This is a genomic window from Candidatus Micrarchaeota archaeon (genome assembly GCA_028866575.1).
In the GTDB taxonomy this organism is placed as follows: Archaea; Micrarchaeota; Micrarchaeia; order Micrarchaeales; family Micrarchaeaceae; genus UBA12276.
The window spans coordinates 40,355-54,045 of sequence record JAGWHU010000004.1; the positions used below are offsets into that span (position 1 = coordinate 40,355).

The following is a 13,691-nucleotide window of genomic DNA, read 5'->3' on the forward strand; positions in this document are numbered from 1 at the left end:
ACTTTTTGGATTTTAAAGGTTTCTGATATGGTTTATATATTATGAATTTCATAATTTTTAGTGTGGTAAGATGGTGACAAAGAAGAGTAGCAGCAGGCCATTTGGACAAGGAGATTATGATAAGAACTTATTGCAGCCAACGTTCAAAGATTTTCAATACAAGTTTGTAGCTTTTCTACCTATGAGTGAATCTACTTTGGGATCTAATAAGAAAAAACAAGTTTTCTCTAAAGAAGATTTAGGAGAACTTGGAAGATTGTTTAATGATGATTTTGGTGGCTTCACCTTAGGAAGAGAATCTCCTTCATCATTAGGACAATGGATAGATATTTCAAAGAATGTTATAGTTAATGAACATGCACGTTTTGAAGTTTTTAGCCAGAGGACTAGAGAAGCATTAAATTATTTTGACGAACTTAAAGAAAGATTGCATATTCGTGCTGAAAAGTTAGGCGCAATACAAGATATAATATTGATAGAGCAAAGTGAGGTTACTTTTGCCATAAAACCGACTTTCAATAAAAAGTTTTTGGAACTTCTTTTGCGTAGAACCAATAAATAAGCTTTAAGTATTTCAGTTATAATAATATTAAGTGATTAAATGGCAACAAAAGAAAAGAAGAATGGAAAAACATTAGAAGAGTTAAGATTAAACGATCAGACCAATAAAACATTTGCTATAAGAACAAATGATCAGACTAACACCGAAAAGGTATTAGGCATAGTTATAGCTGCCAGTAGTAAAACGGGCGGACGATCATTAGGTAATGGTAGTGCCTTGACACTTGCTAGCAGAGATGCAGTTTTGGCATTAAGACGGCATAATAAAACACACAAGGATAAAGTGCATTATGAAGTTTTATAATAACGACCTCGAGAGGATTAGGGTTACATCCCCCAAGGAAGCAACAGAAGTTAACTAATTCTTCGACTGTAAAGTTAGGGTGCATAGCCCCGGGAGAGCTCTAGTCGTCGGAGTACCACGCATACGAATTTTGGTCATTGTTACACCAATTTGATTGGTCTGACAAGGTATATATGGGTTGTGATAAGAACAAAACACTGAAGACTAATTCAAATTTGAGCAGTCCAGTCTTTTGCGAAGAAAAATCACCGCTGGGCGACCTTATAGGAGAAGTTAAATTAATTGCTAACCTATTCAATATATGAAATTGGGAAATTTGGTCAAGTTCGAGAAGAAGACCAAAGACTGGTGGTTCTTAACCTTACTACCAGTGTTCCTAATAATACTCTTATTTGCAGTTAATTATCTAATTAAGGGATGGGAAAGTTCTCTTTCTAGTTTTATAGAAGAAACTCTAATATTCAGTATTGTCTTGAGTAGCACAGATCTTGCTTTACGAAAAGTAGGTCAGGTCAATGGCAGATCGAAGTTAGCACCAATGTATCCTTTATTCTTAGGTATTATCGTGCTTTCAGTTTATGAGGCTGCAATTAACATAATTGTAGTTAAATATTCAAACATAGTTTATATACCTGTTGCGCTGTTGGCTGCTCTTCTTGCGTATGTATCATTTAAACTCTATAATGACAATCCGAGCAGTGGATTTGATGAACCAAATCCTGTTAAAACAAGGGCAACTCAAGAGAAGAAGGATTTGCAGGAATTTGAACCAGGAAAGAAGGCAAAAGGTGTGAGGAGATAATATGGTAGAAAAATGGTTGGTAATACCAGTTATGGAAATAGTTCAGCCTCTTGGCACATTTTACATAGGTAAGGCTTTCGCTAATGATGTTACTAAAATATGCTCGGTAAACAAAAGAAGAAAAGAAGTGGGAGATGAGCTTGACAAATACATAGGTATGCAAAGAGAGCTTAACCAATCTAGGAAAAAACAGATACAAGATTTCGTTTTGACAAAGGATGCTAGTTTCCCTAGTTCTATAATCCTTGCAGTAAAAGAAGGTGCATACAAATACGATGCAGATAAAAAAATACTTAAAATAAAAGAAGACAGAAGTTCTTGCAACGTGATTGATGGACAACATAGGCTCTCAGGATTCCCTATAGAAGATGGAAAGAAGTTTGAGTTAATTCTGACCATATTTCTAGATTTAGATATGGAATATCAAAGCTATCTGTTCTCTGTGATTAATACTACGAGTAGCAGAATTAACCCTTCACTCTCTAAGGATCTTTATGAATTTTCGAATATTGAAACCCCAGAAAAACTAGCCCACAGAATTGCCAGAGTCTTTAATATAACTAAGGGAAACCCATGGTTTAGGAGATTGAAGTTACTTGGAAAAGCTGAAACAGAAGAAGCCATTCTATCACAGGCTACATTTACTGTACATATTGTAAATTTGATATCTAACCAAAGAGATGCGTATAAAATAAGAGACATACTAATGAGAAATAACAACAATAGGAAGGCACTGCTAAGTAATAATATTTCCTATAACAAACCACTTTGGGATAAATATGTCAATGGTGATGACAAATATATCTACGATGTCCTGAAATCTTATTTTATGGCAGCAGAAAACAAATTCAAGGGAGATTGGGGCAATGATAATAGTATCATAACAAAAACTGCTGGCTATACTGCACTAATGAACGTACTTTATAAGCTGTTAAAGAAGGAATTACCTAAAGAACCTACTGTTGAATACTTTAGTAACTATTTCAAGAAAATTCCAAAGGATGGGCTAGAAAAATTAGATAGTGATCATTACGAACCTGGTCAAAAAGGAGAAAGTAAGCTTAAGAAAGATATTTTGAAAGGGATGGGGATGGAATGACTGATGTGCAAATTCCTGCATTTATCAAGTGGTTGGGGGGCAAAAGACGCCTGCTCGCCCAGATAGGTCCGTATCTACCCTATAACGTAGACAGATATTTTGAGCCATTCCTCGGCGGAGGAGCAATGTTTTTCTATATAAAGCAAAAATATGATCCTAAATTCTCGATGATTTCTGACATAAACAAAGATCTTATCAGTACCTTCGTGACAGTTAGAGATAAACCAAAAGAGCTTGTTGAAAAGCTAAAATACTTCGACAATAATAACTCAGAAGAATTCTACTATAAAACGAGAGAACGATTTAATCAAAATGAGATAACAGGAGTAAGGAGAGCGGCAGCCTTTATCTATTTTACAAAAGCCTGCTTTAATGGTGTGTATAGAATAAATAAAGAAGGCAAATTTAATGTGCCTTATGGGTACTACAAAGATCGAGAAATTTATAATAAAGAAGAGATTATTTTTGCTAGTCAACTTTTGCAGGGGACTGATATAAGGGTGCAGGATTATAATAAAATATTAACACATATAGAGAGAAACGATCTTATCTATCTAGATCCGTGCTATGATCCACTTAAAAGGACAAGTTTTATGCATTATACGAAAGATAGATTTTCAATGCAAGATAGAGCAAAACTTTATGATTTCATGCTGAAAGTTAGAGCTAAAAGAGCTAACGTCGTTCTAAGTAATAATAACATAGAAGACGTTGAGAACCTATATTCTTCTAATGGATTTACTATAAATCATGTGGAAGCGGCAAGGTGTGTTAATGTTAACCCTAGAGGTAGAGGTAGAATACCCGAATTATTAATAACCAATTTTAAAACTATTTAAGATACGTATAGTTGATTTTATCATATCGAAAATCCTAGCTACTCCTAAAGCTTAAAAGTCTATAATAGCTATGTTATATGGGGTTTAAGTGCTAGATATAAAAACTCTTGAAAATTGGCTTTGGGATGCCGCTTGTAAGATAAGGGGAGAAATAGATGCACCCAAATATAAGGATTATATTCTACCATTGATTTTTCTTAAAAGATTGTCCGATGTATACGAAGATGACGTTGCTAAATTAACCAAGGAGTATGGAGATATAAAAACCTCAGAGGAACTAATAGAGGAAGATCATAGTTTAGTTTGGTTCTATTTGCCAAAAAAGACAAGATGGTCATTTATCATAAAACAGACAACAAAATTAGGTGAAACTCTTACTGATGCTGTCCGATCCATAACGAAAGAAAATCCAAAATTACAAGGTGTTATAGACATCGTAGATTTCAATGCAACTACTGCTGGGCAGAGAATAATCAGTGATGAAAAGTTAAGATTATTGATAGACACATTGGATAAACATAGACTTGGTCTAAATGATGTTGAACCAGACATTCTTGGAAGAGCATATGAATATCTATTAAGAAAATTTGCAGAAGGCTCTGGTCAAAGTGCGGGAGAGTTTTATACACCAGGAGAAGTTGCAATTTTGATGGCCAATATTGTTGATCCAGAACAAGGAAATGAAGTGTATGATCCTTGTCTAGGTTCTGCTGGACTTCTCATAAAATGTCATCTAAGGTTTGTTGAAAAATATGGTGATAATACTAAGATAAAACCATTAAGGTTCTATGGTCAAGAAGTATTACCTCCAACCTACGCTATGGCTAAGATGAATACGTTTATTCATCAGATGAGCGCAGATATAGCATTAGGAGACACTATGAATAGACCTGCTTTTCTAAGTCAATCTGGTGCTTTAAAGAAATTTGATATTGTTCTTGCAAATCCGATGTGGAATCAAGATTTTTCTCAGAATACTTACGAAAACGATACATATAATCGCTTTGTATTTGGATATCCACAATCAAGCAGTGCTGATTGGGGCTGGGTTCAACACATGTTTGCTTCTCTAAATAATAAAGGCAGAATGGCAGTTGTCCTTGATACCGGTGCAGTTTCAAGAGGTTCTGGGAACGAAGGTTCAAGTCGAGAAAGAGATATAAGAAAGGGATTTGTTGAGAGAGATCTGATAGAGGCAGTCATCTTGATGCCAGAAAACTTATTCTATAATACGCCTTCGGCAGGAATAATCCTTATTATAAATAAAGACAAAAAGTTTAAAAATAAAATTTTACTAATAAACGCTTCAAAACTTCTGGAAAAAAGGAGACCCAAAAACTTTATCCCTGAAAATGAGATTTTACACATTTCTAATATTTATAAAAAATTCAAAGTTGAAGATAGCATAAGTAAAATAGTTTCAAATGGAGATTTGGCAAAGAATGATTACAATATAAGCCCTTCCAGATATATTTCACAAAATGGTAATGACAAAGTTCTACCTTTGGATGAAGCAGTTACATTATTGAAAGCCGCAGAAGAAGAAAGGAAACATGCCGATAAGAATTTGAACAACGTGTTTGAACAAATGGGATTTGAGGTATAGCATATGGATACTAAATATAAAGAAACTGAAATTGGACTTGTACCAAAAGAATGGAATATTGTTAGATTAGGTGATATAGTTCATATTTTGGATAAGAAAAGAGTTCCTTTAAGTGAAGATATAAGAGAAAAGAGGAGGGGAATATATCCTTATTGTGGTGCAAATGGTATAATAGACAACATAAATGAGTATATCTTCGATGGAGAATTTGTTCTCCTTGCAGAAGATGGTGGTTACTGGGGTAAATACCAAAATTCTGCATATATTATGAATGGTAAATTCTGGGTAAATAATCATGCACATATCTTAGATGCAATAAAAGAAAAAACATCAAATCATTTCTTGGTAAACTATCTAATATACACTGATATGTCTAATTTGATAGGTGGAGATGCACGAGGAAAACTTACACAGCAAATAATGAAATCGATTCCCATAGCATTACCGCCTCTTGATGAACAGAAAAATATAATAAATATTATTTCAGCAGTTCAGCAGACAAGAGAAAAAACAGAGCGTGTTATTAATTCCCTTAATGAGCTTAAGAAATCTGCAATTAAGCACTTCTTTACTTATGGTGTAGTCAAGTTTGAAAGTATTGATAAAGTAAAACTAAGGAATACCGAATTCGGAAAGATTCCAGAAAATTGGCTGATTATAAAACTAAATGATATATTTACCATAACAAGTGGTAAAGCACGCCCAAACGATTTAAAAACTGCGCAAGTGGCACAGCACATTTATCCAGTTTATGGTGGAAATGGTATTATGGGTTATTCAGACAAATATTTATTAGAATCAGATAGTATTGTGATCGGAAGAGTTGGCGAATATTGTGGTGCAACATATCTTACAAAAGGAAAATGTTGGATTTCAGATAATGCACTATATATTAAAGAACTTAAAAAAGAAACTGATCTACATTATCTTAAATTAGCTCTCGAATATTTGGATTTGAACAGATTCAAAAATACAGGTGGACAACCTTTGATTTCTCAATCAATTATTTATTCAAAATATATCCCATTCCCAACGCTTATAGAGCAGGAAAAAATATCTTCAATAATATTAAAAATTAATGAAAAAATTGAATCAGAGGAGAAAAAAAGGGTAGCGCTAGAAGAGACATTTAAATCATTATTGAGCAACCTTATGACTGGAAAGATACGAGTAAATGATATAAAATTTGGTAGTTAGATGAGTAAACTTGGTGTAGAAAGAGGTGCCGTTCAGAATCCATTGATAAAATATGTTGAAGAAATTGGATGGGAATATATTAATCCTGATGAAGCTCTAAGATTAAGGGGAGGTGAGTCTGGACTTATTTTAAGATCTATTTTTGCTGAACAACTGTCTAAATTAAATTCGTTCATGAATAAATCTATGGTGGAAGAACTAATTAAAAAGATAGAAAAGTTACCTCCCAACATTGAGGGAAATCTACAAGCCTGGGAATATCTTAAAGGTGTAAAGAATGTTTATGTCCCAAAAGAAAAAAGAGAACGTAATGTTGAAATAATTAGTAATGATCTAAAAAAGAATGTATTTCAAGTAACTGACGAATTCGCTTATACAAACGGAACTAAAACTAATAGATTTGATGTAGTTTTCTTTATCAACGGTTTTCCTATATTTTTTGTTGAAACCAAAGCATCACACAAAGTAGGTGGAATGGCAGATGCATTAGATCAGGTTAGACGATATCACAAAGAAACGCCAGAGCCACTAACATTACTTCAGGTATATACACTAACTCATCTGATCCAATTCTTCTATTCTTCTACTTGGGGATATTCAATGAAATCGCTCTTTAACTGGAAAGTAGAAAGTAAATCAAAAGATTTTGAAGGATTGGTCAAGGACTTCTTTAACAAAGAAAAATCAATGAAGACAATTTTCGATTATGTTCTATTCACAAGAAAGGACGATGTACTACAAAAGGTCGTTCTAAGACCTCACCAGATGAGGGCTATAGACAAAATAATCGAGAGAGTTGCAAGTAAGACAAAAAATAGAGGCTTGGTATGGCATACTCAAGGTTCTGGAAAGACATATACTATGATTGTTGTTGCTCAGAAAATAATAGAGAATCCCTTATTTGAGAATCCAACTGTTATCATGCTCGTTGACAGGAACGAATTGGAAACTCAATTATTCGGAAATCTAGAATCTGTAGGTTTCAAAGACGTACATGTAGTTGATTCAAAGAGGACCTTGCTTGAACTATTGCAGACAGACACTAAAGGACTGATTGTAACAATGATACATAAGTTTGAAGGTATGCCAAAGGACGTCAATACAAAAAAGAACCTTTTCGTGCTTGTTGATGAAGCTCATAGAACTACTGGAGGGGACCTTGGCAACTACCTCATGGGTGCTTTACCAAATGCGACATACATTGGGTTTACAGGGACACCGATAGATAAGACCTCGCATGGCAAGGGAACGTTTGTTACCTTTGGCAAGGATGACACTACTGGCTACCTTGATAAATATGGGATAGCTGAATCTATAGAAGATGGGACTACAGTTAAGCTCCATTACTCTCTTGCCTCTAATGAGCTATTGCCAGACAAGGAGACATTGAACAAAGAGTTCCTGGACCTGAAAGCGGCAGAAGGAGTAAGTGACATAGAATACCTTAACAAGATCTTGGATAAGGCAGTCAACCTAAAGAACATGCTTAAGAACAAAACAAGAGTAAAAAAGGTGGCCAAGTACATAGCCGAGCATTACAAAAGCTACGTTGAGCCTATGGGTTACAAGGCATTCCTGGTGGCAGTTGACAGAGATGCGTGTGCCATGTATAAACAGGAGCTTGACAAGCTACTACCAAAGGAATACTCGGAAGTTGTCTATAGTCCGGCCCAGAACGACCCTCCAGAATTACAAAAATACTACCTTTTGGATGAGAAGGAGAAGCAAATAAGAAAGGACTTCACAAAACAGGACAAAATGCCAAAAATACTCATAGTTACTGAAAAGCTCCTCACTGGGTTTGATGCACCAATACTTTATTGCATGTATCTTGACAAGCCGATGAGAGACCATGTGCTTCTTCAGGCAATAGCCAGGGTCAACAGGCCATATGAAGATGAGCAAGGTAGGAAGAAGCCATGCGGCTTCGTGCTTGATTTCATAGGTATATTCGATAAACTCGAGAAGGCGTTATCTTTTGACTCTCACGATATAGCAGGCATAATAAAGGATATCGAAGTTCTAAAGGACAAATTCAAGAGTTTAATGGAACACGATGCGAAGACCTACCTATCCATAATCAAAGGTAAAACGCAAGATAAAGCAGTTGAAGCTATACTTAACCACTTCAAGAATGAGGTCAGGCGGAAGGACTTCTATGAATTCTACAACGAGCTTTCGAATATTTATGAGATTGTGTCTCCCGATTCCTTTCTGAGGGACTACATAGAGGACTATGACACCCTATCGAGGATGGTCAAGATCCTGAAGGAGGCATATGAACCAGGAATAGTTATTGACAGGGAATTCTCAAGGAAGACAGCAAAATTGGTTCAAGAACATACGAAAGTCGGTCAGATAAAGTCAAGTTTGGACGTATATGAGATCAATCAGGATACTATAAAGAAACTCGAGAAGAATCAAGCTTCTGATACTGAGAAGGTATTCAACCTTTTGAAGAGCATAGAAAAGGTCGTAACTGAACAGTTCAACAAGAATCCATATCTTATACCAATAGGGGAAAGGGCTGAGACTATCTCTGCAATGTTCATACAGCGGCAACATGATACCAAAGAGACCCTTGAGGATCTGAAAGAGCTTATAAATGATATAAACAACGCAAAGAAGGAGCAGAGTGAGAAAAGGATGCCATCCGATGTCTTTGCAGTCTATTGGGTATTGAGGAACGAAGGCTTAACCCAAGCTGATGACATAGCAAGGCACAGTGGAGAATTGTTTAACAAATATCCCTATTGGAGAACAAGTGAGGAGCAAGAAAGGAAAGTCAAACAGGAACTTTATAAGATTTTGATTACAAATAGTATAAGCAATAAGAAAGCTGTCCAGATAGGGACGAAACTGGTCAACATTCTAAAGAAGGGGGAATGATATGCTTGAAGACGACTTTAAAAAGGAGGTATTCGATTGGGCTAGTGAAGTAGGTGTCAAACCAAAAGAAGTCCATATAAGGAAAATGAGTAAAAAATGGGCAAGTTGCTCAACTAAAGGGCGAGTAACATTCTCATCAGAACTTCTTGAAAAACCTATAGACTTCAGAAATGAAGTAATAGCCCATGAATTATTACATATGAGATACAAAAATCATGATAAAATGTTTAAAGCAGTTTTGAATGCACATCTAGATAAGAAGAATAATGTTAAGATAAAATGATTGGTAAGCAAATATGAACAAGGTGTTAAAATGACTTTTATTTGGTGATAATATGAGAAGGGAAAGAAAAATTAATGCCAGGAATTATCGTTTAGATTCATTTAATATCAAAAACTTTAGATCTATAAACAATTTATCAATGAATTTTCCTGTAAACGATCTAATGATAATCTGTGGTGCAAATAACGTTGGCAAGACAAACTTTCTTAGAGCATTAGACCTATTTTTCTCATTGGATTCTGACAAATTCAATGAAATAGACGATATACCTTATTTTATTTCTGAGGGTTCTAGAGGTGGCGGATATAAGACTACATTTAATGCAATTTTTATTTCAGATTCATTTAGAAAAGTAAAGATTAAAGCAATATTTGAAAAAATAGAAGGTGAAAAACGAGTTACAGTAACTGGCAAGTTAGGCAGACAGAATATAAGAGAGGATAGAATAAGAGATTTCATATCAGGATTTAGATTTATCTTTATAGAATCTAGTAACATTGATATAACAAATACAATTGCACAGATTCTAAATAGTGACGTTCTTTTAACCCTGGCCAATAATAAAAAGAACAAAATTGTCTTAGACGATCTAAACAAATTTATTGAAGAATCAAAAAATTCAGTCAAAAGAATCCAGGATGAAATTACCACAATTATAAAAGAAACTGTTGAAGGGATAGAGGGGATAGATCCAACCAAATGGAAAGCAGAAATATTGTTTCCAGAGTTTAAAAGTCTAAGGGACGCAATTTCTAACTTAGTTGTTTTTACATTGAATGATTCAAATAATAGGGTAATTAAAACCAAGGGAAGTGGTATACAAAGGGTCGTGCTTTTCTCATTGATACAATATATATCTGATAGTTCTGGTAAGAATATCATATGGGGTATAGATGAGCCAGAAGTGTTTTTGCAGCCAGCGTTACAAAAGAAGATGCAGGGCAGAATTGCCGGTCTTGCAAAATCTATACCTATAATAATAACAACACATTCTCATAATTTTATAGACCTAAAGAGTATGGACCATACATACTTATTCGAAGCATCAAAGGTAGAGGCTAAACAATACAAAAGGAAACCAAATCAGACATTCTATGAGTCAAAAACTTTGATTAACTCAAGTTCTGGAATTGAGAAAATAAATCTGATAAAGAGACATTTAGGCATAACAAGAGGAGACACTTGGGAATTGCTGCCTTATAACCTATTAGTTGAAGGAGAAGATGATAAGATGTATATTAATAGTCTTATGGAATTTTATGGAATAGAAAAACCAAACATATTTGTTGCAGAAGGTGCAGACAAAGCAAAAAACTATCTAAATTTTCTTAATGACTATGCAAAAGAGATAAAATATAGGCCAAAAGTTCTATGCATATTAGACCATGATAATAAAGGTATAGAAGTTTACAAATATTTACAGAGTAATTCAAATAAATACGGAAATTTAGAAGTTACGGCAACACATATGCCTAGATTTGATGGGCGAGTATCTGAAGAACACAGATATGAAATTGAGGATTTTCTACCCAAGGAAATGGTTTTAGATGCAGTAAATTATTTCTTATACAAAAAGGGGTATCAAAAACTCGGAGTAGATTCGTTATCAAACAGAACTAATACCGCATATGACAAGAAAGAAATCTTAAATTTACTAAGTCTATTGGCGGTAGTAAAAAACCCTGATCTCAAAGATTTAGACTTATCCAGTCCAGAGATTAAAAAATATCTATGTAAAATTATATGTGATTCATTAAAGATTAATCAAAATAACTATGGGGAGCTGTTAAAACAAAATCAGATAATTAAAAATTTTATTTCATCTATAGCAACTTAATTAATCTAAGTAAGACGAGTAGCCACGCTTTCTAAATACAAGTAGTATCCTAACCGTTATCATACAAATCAAGATAATGGTGTTATAAATGATCAATGCCCATACTGCCCTAGCATGCTTAGTACAAATGGCTCATACAGGGTGCATAAGCATCGTTATTGCAAGTAAACTTTCTGGAACACAAGATTTTCACATTTGATTACTCATTAGATTCTTTGCAGATTCAAGTTCTTTTCTTATCTTGGGGTCCCTAAGAGGTACGATTAACATACTACCTCCATTTCTATTTGCAATAAGCTTGAATCTCCTTATATTGTTTTCCAGCCCCCATCTGCTTGCTTCAGCACCAAGGTAAAGCTTGTATGAATGCCCTTTTTGGTGAGCAGGTATTATTGAGACTATCAGATCATCTTCAGTAGTGCGCTCCCGTGCTATTGTTGTACTTTTTTTCATCGGCATGTTGTAGACCTGTTTTGAGGGGTGGTAAACCAGACATTCACGCCCCTTACTTATTCCAATTTTATGGAACTTATTTAAGGAATTTATGTGCTGAATGGTATAAATTCCTTTACATTTTTGTAGTCATATACTGCCAGTATATTACTATAATTTGTCGTCGTAAAAATATGATGTGTAAAAAATTCAAAAAAACGCAACATGCCGCGCAAAGGGATCTCAATAACAGTTCAAGGTGAACTGTGAACAAGGTCTAAAAAAACGTGCATTTTTCTCTTATATTAGTACTTTGCAGGTCATTTCAAACCGGTGTGGATGCATCCGGCTTGCTTTTATGATCATATCGCCTTGCTTTCTGCAGTGTCTGTCCTAGTGGTTGATTATCCACCTGCAGGCCCTTATCGATAAGCTTTGGATAGTATATGCTCCCTTTTGTCAGCATGCTCTTTATCTCTGCCAGCTCATCTCTTAGTGCCTGCATCTCAGCATTCCTATCTATCTGGCCCCTACGGATTTTCTCCTGATCCAGGTATGCTGAGCACCTGGCACATACCTCTGCATCCGGCTCATTCTTCAGATGGCACCTCCAACACTCTTTTGGTATCAGTTTCGGTTCAGGTATCTTCATCTCCCTGTTTCCCAGCGCCCTTATCGCGCTCTTCACCGTCTGGTCGTTGAGATGGACGTATACATTTGCCATCTCATTGCTAGCCCATCCGAAATACCGGCGCATCACCTCTGGATTGAAATTCTGTCCTGCGAGGAAAGATGCAAAGCTGTGCCTGAATAGGTGCGCATATATACGCCTCCCCTTCAGCTCTGGAATCCTGCATTTGAGGTCGTGCAGCATCTTCTTCAGGCTCATGTAACTCAGCCAGTCCTCTGTTGGTATTCCGTTCTGCAGCTTGACAAATAGAGGTGCCATTGGCTCTGCGTTGCTGCGCATCTGATGGATGTAACTGATGAGATATGTCGGATTCAGCAGTGCTATTGTCCTCTGGCCCGATTTTCCTGTGACTGTTATGTCTACCTCATCATTCTCTATCCTTATGCTATTCATCCTGATCGTCAGTAATTCACCTACACGCAAACCGCTCCATAGCAAACTCAGCAGCGCCTTGTCACGCGGATTCCTGCACTGCCTTATAAGGCTCTCGACATCTGCCTCTGACAGCATGTCAGTGGGCAGCAACGCGTTTTTCACCCTGTCGGGCCTTATGTCCTCGACTATCTTCGGATATGTGCTGCTCTTGAGCAGGAATTTGTAGAATTTGCGCAGTGTCATCTTTATCTTGCCCCTCGAGATGGTCGCTATCGGCTTTCCATCCTTCCGCCTGGCATTGTTTATGGCTATCACTATACGCTCAATATCTGCCTTTGTGGCCCTCTTCGCGTCCTTGTCGCCCAATTCCTTCAGTACAAAAATCAGCTCGTCCAGACGCTTGGCGATGGTCCTCTTTGCCCTGTTCTGCAGCTCCATCCACACCTTGAACTGCAATGCATAGGATTTGTTCGGCTCCTCAAGCTTGTTTATCCGTCTCAGCTGCGTCCTTATCTGTACTTCGCCGTTGTCGATGTATGGATTCTCCATACTGATATTCTGTGCCATTGCCCCTTTATAATAAGGGTGGCCACGGGAGTGATACTCCGACTTACCGAGCCCCGGGAGGGATTTGAACCCCCGACTTACTGCTTACGAAGCAGTCACTCTACCCCTGAGTTACCGAGGCCTATATCATTGCGATATCATTTCCGACTGAGGCTCATGCAAACCATTTATCGTGCTTCAGTGATAAGATTATACCTCTAATAATAAAA

12 protein-coding genes and 1 tRNA gene are annotated in these 13,691 nt (G+C 36.1%); 10 read left to right on the forward strand and 3 right to left on the reverse strand.

Translation table 11 applies throughout. From position 1 onward, the window contains the following. The first annotated feature begins 70 nt into the window (after positions 1-70). The 10 genes from KGI06_03110 to KGI06_03155 all read left to right on the forward strand — a co-directional run bounded on the left by KGI06_03110 (position 71) and on the right by KGI06_03155 (position 11,417). Positions 71-562, forward strand: coding sequence for a hypothetical protein (locus KGI06_03110; GenBank protein ID MDE1871204.1), 492 nt, complete (start codon positions 71-73; stop codon positions 560-562). A gap of 39 nt (positions 563-601) precedes the next feature. After that, positions 602-865, forward strand: coding sequence for a hypothetical protein (locus tag KGI06_03115; protein ID MDE1871205.1), 264 nt, complete (start codon positions 602-604; stop codon positions 863-865). A 316-nt stretch (positions 866-1,181) separates the two neighbouring features. Then, positions 1,182-1,667: a hypothetical protein gene (locus tag KGI06_03120; GenBank protein MDE1871206.1), complete on the forward strand. Its 486-nt coding sequence runs from the start codon at positions 1,182-1,184 to the stop codon at positions 1,665-1,667. 1 nt (position 1,668) lies between these two features. Continuing rightward, the gene (locus KGI06_03125; GenBank protein ID MDE1871207.1) at positions 1,669-2,766 is read left to right on the forward strand and encodes a DGQHR domain-containing protein; all 1,098 of its coding nucleotides are present in this window, start codon (positions 1,669-1,671) and stop codon (positions 2,764-2,766) included. Next, complete coding sequence (locus KGI06_03130) at positions 2,763-3,605, forward strand: Dam family site-specific DNA-(adenine-N6)-methyltransferase (GenBank protein ID MDE1871208.1); 843 nt, start codon at positions 2,763-2,765, stop codon at positions 3,603-3,605. Before KGI06_03125 ends, KGI06_03130 begins: the two co-directional genes overlap by 4 nt. A gap of 88 nt (positions 3,606-3,693) precedes the next feature. Beyond that, positions 3,694-5,211 (forward strand): SAM-dependent DNA methyltransferase, encoded by a 1,518-nt coding sequence (locus KGI06_03135; protein MDE1871209.1) that lies wholly within the window; start codon positions 3,694-3,696, stop codon positions 5,209-5,211. A 3-nt stretch (positions 5,212-5,214) separates the two neighbouring features. Further along, the gene (locus tag KGI06_03140) at positions 5,215-6,408 is read left to right on the forward strand and encodes a restriction endonuclease subunit S (GenBank protein MDE1871210.1); all 1,194 of its coding nucleotides are present in this window, start codon (positions 5,215-5,217) and stop codon (positions 6,406-6,408) included. Beyond that, positions 6,409-9,297, forward strand: coding sequence for an HsdR family type I site-specific deoxyribonuclease (locus KGI06_03145; protein ID MDE1871211.1), 2,889 nt, complete (start codon positions 6,409-6,411; stop codon positions 9,295-9,297). Between the two features lies 1 nt (position 9,298). Beyond that, positions 9,299-9,580 (forward strand): M48 family metallopeptidase, encoded by a 282-nt coding sequence (locus KGI06_03150; protein MDE1871212.1) that lies wholly within the window; start codon positions 9,299-9,301, stop codon positions 9,578-9,580. A 52-nt stretch (positions 9,581-9,632) separates the two neighbouring features. Further along, complete coding sequence (locus KGI06_03155) at positions 9,633-11,417, forward strand: AAA family ATPase (GenBank protein MDE1871213.1); 1,785 nt, start codon at positions 9,633-9,635, stop codon at positions 11,415-11,417. 189 nt (positions 11,418-11,606) lie between these two features. Here KGI06_03155 and KGI06_03160 read toward each other — a convergent pair whose 3' ends face one another. From KGI06_03160 to KGI06_03170, 3 genes are all read right to left on the reverse strand, one after another. Beyond that, the gene (locus KGI06_03160; protein MDE1871214.1) at positions 11,607-11,876 is read right to left on the reverse strand and encodes a hypothetical protein; all 270 of its coding nucleotides are present in this window, start codon (positions 11,874-11,876) and stop codon (positions 11,607-11,609) included. 298 nt (positions 11,877-12,174) lie between these two features. Then, positions 12,175-13,464 (reverse strand): tyrosine-type recombinase/integrase, encoded by a 1,290-nt coding sequence (locus KGI06_03165; GenBank protein MDE1871215.1) that lies wholly within the window; start codon positions 13,462-13,464, stop codon positions 12,175-12,177. 67 nt (positions 13,465-13,531) lie between these two features. Then, positions 13,532-13,603, reverse strand: a tRNA-Thr gene (locus tag KGI06_03170). Positions 13,604-13,691 lie beyond the last annotated feature (88 nt).

What these genes read in the sequence shown, in the direction of transcription:
- KGI06_03110 (MDE1871204.1), top strand. Translation starts at nt 71, where the DNA reads ATGGTGACAAAGAAGAGTAGCAGCAGGCCATTTGGACAAGGAGATTAT.
- KGI06_03115 (MDE1871205.1), top strand. Translation starts at nt 602, where the DNA reads ATGGCAACAAAAGAAAAGAAGAATGGAAAAACATTAGAAGAGTTAAGA.
- KGI06_03125 (MDE1871207.1), top strand. Translation starts at nt 1,669, where the DNA reads ATGGTAGAAAAATGGTTGGTAATACCAGTTATGGAAATAGTTCAGCCT.
- KGI06_03130 (MDE1871208.1), top strand. Translation starts at nt 2,763, where the DNA reads ATGACTGATGTGCAAATTCCTGCATTTATCAAGTGGTTGGGGGGCAAA.
- KGI06_03140 (MDE1871210.1), top strand. Translation starts at nt 5,215, where the DNA reads ATGGATACTAAATATAAAGAAACTGAAATTGGACTTGTACCAAAAGAA.
- KGI06_03145 (MDE1871211.1), top strand. Translation starts at nt 6,409, where the DNA reads ATGAGTAAACTTGGTGTAGAAAGAGGTGCCGTTCAGAATCCATTGATA.
- KGI06_03150 (MDE1871212.1), top strand. Translation starts at nt 9,299, where the DNA reads ATGCTTGAAGACGACTTTAAAAAGGAGGTATTCGATTGGGCTAGTGAA.
- KGI06_03155 (MDE1871213.1), top strand. Translation starts at nt 9,633, where the DNA reads ATGAGAAGGGAAAGAAAAATTAATGCCAGGAATTATCGTTTAGATTCA.
- KGI06_03160 (MDE1871214.1), bottom strand. Translation starts at nt 11,876, where the DNA reads ATGCCGATGAAAAAAAGTACAACAATAGCACGGGAGCGCACTACTGAA.
- KGI06_03165 (MDE1871215.1), bottom strand. Translation starts at nt 13,464, where the DNA reads ATGGAGAATCCATACATCGACAACGGCGAAGTACAGATAAGGACGCAG.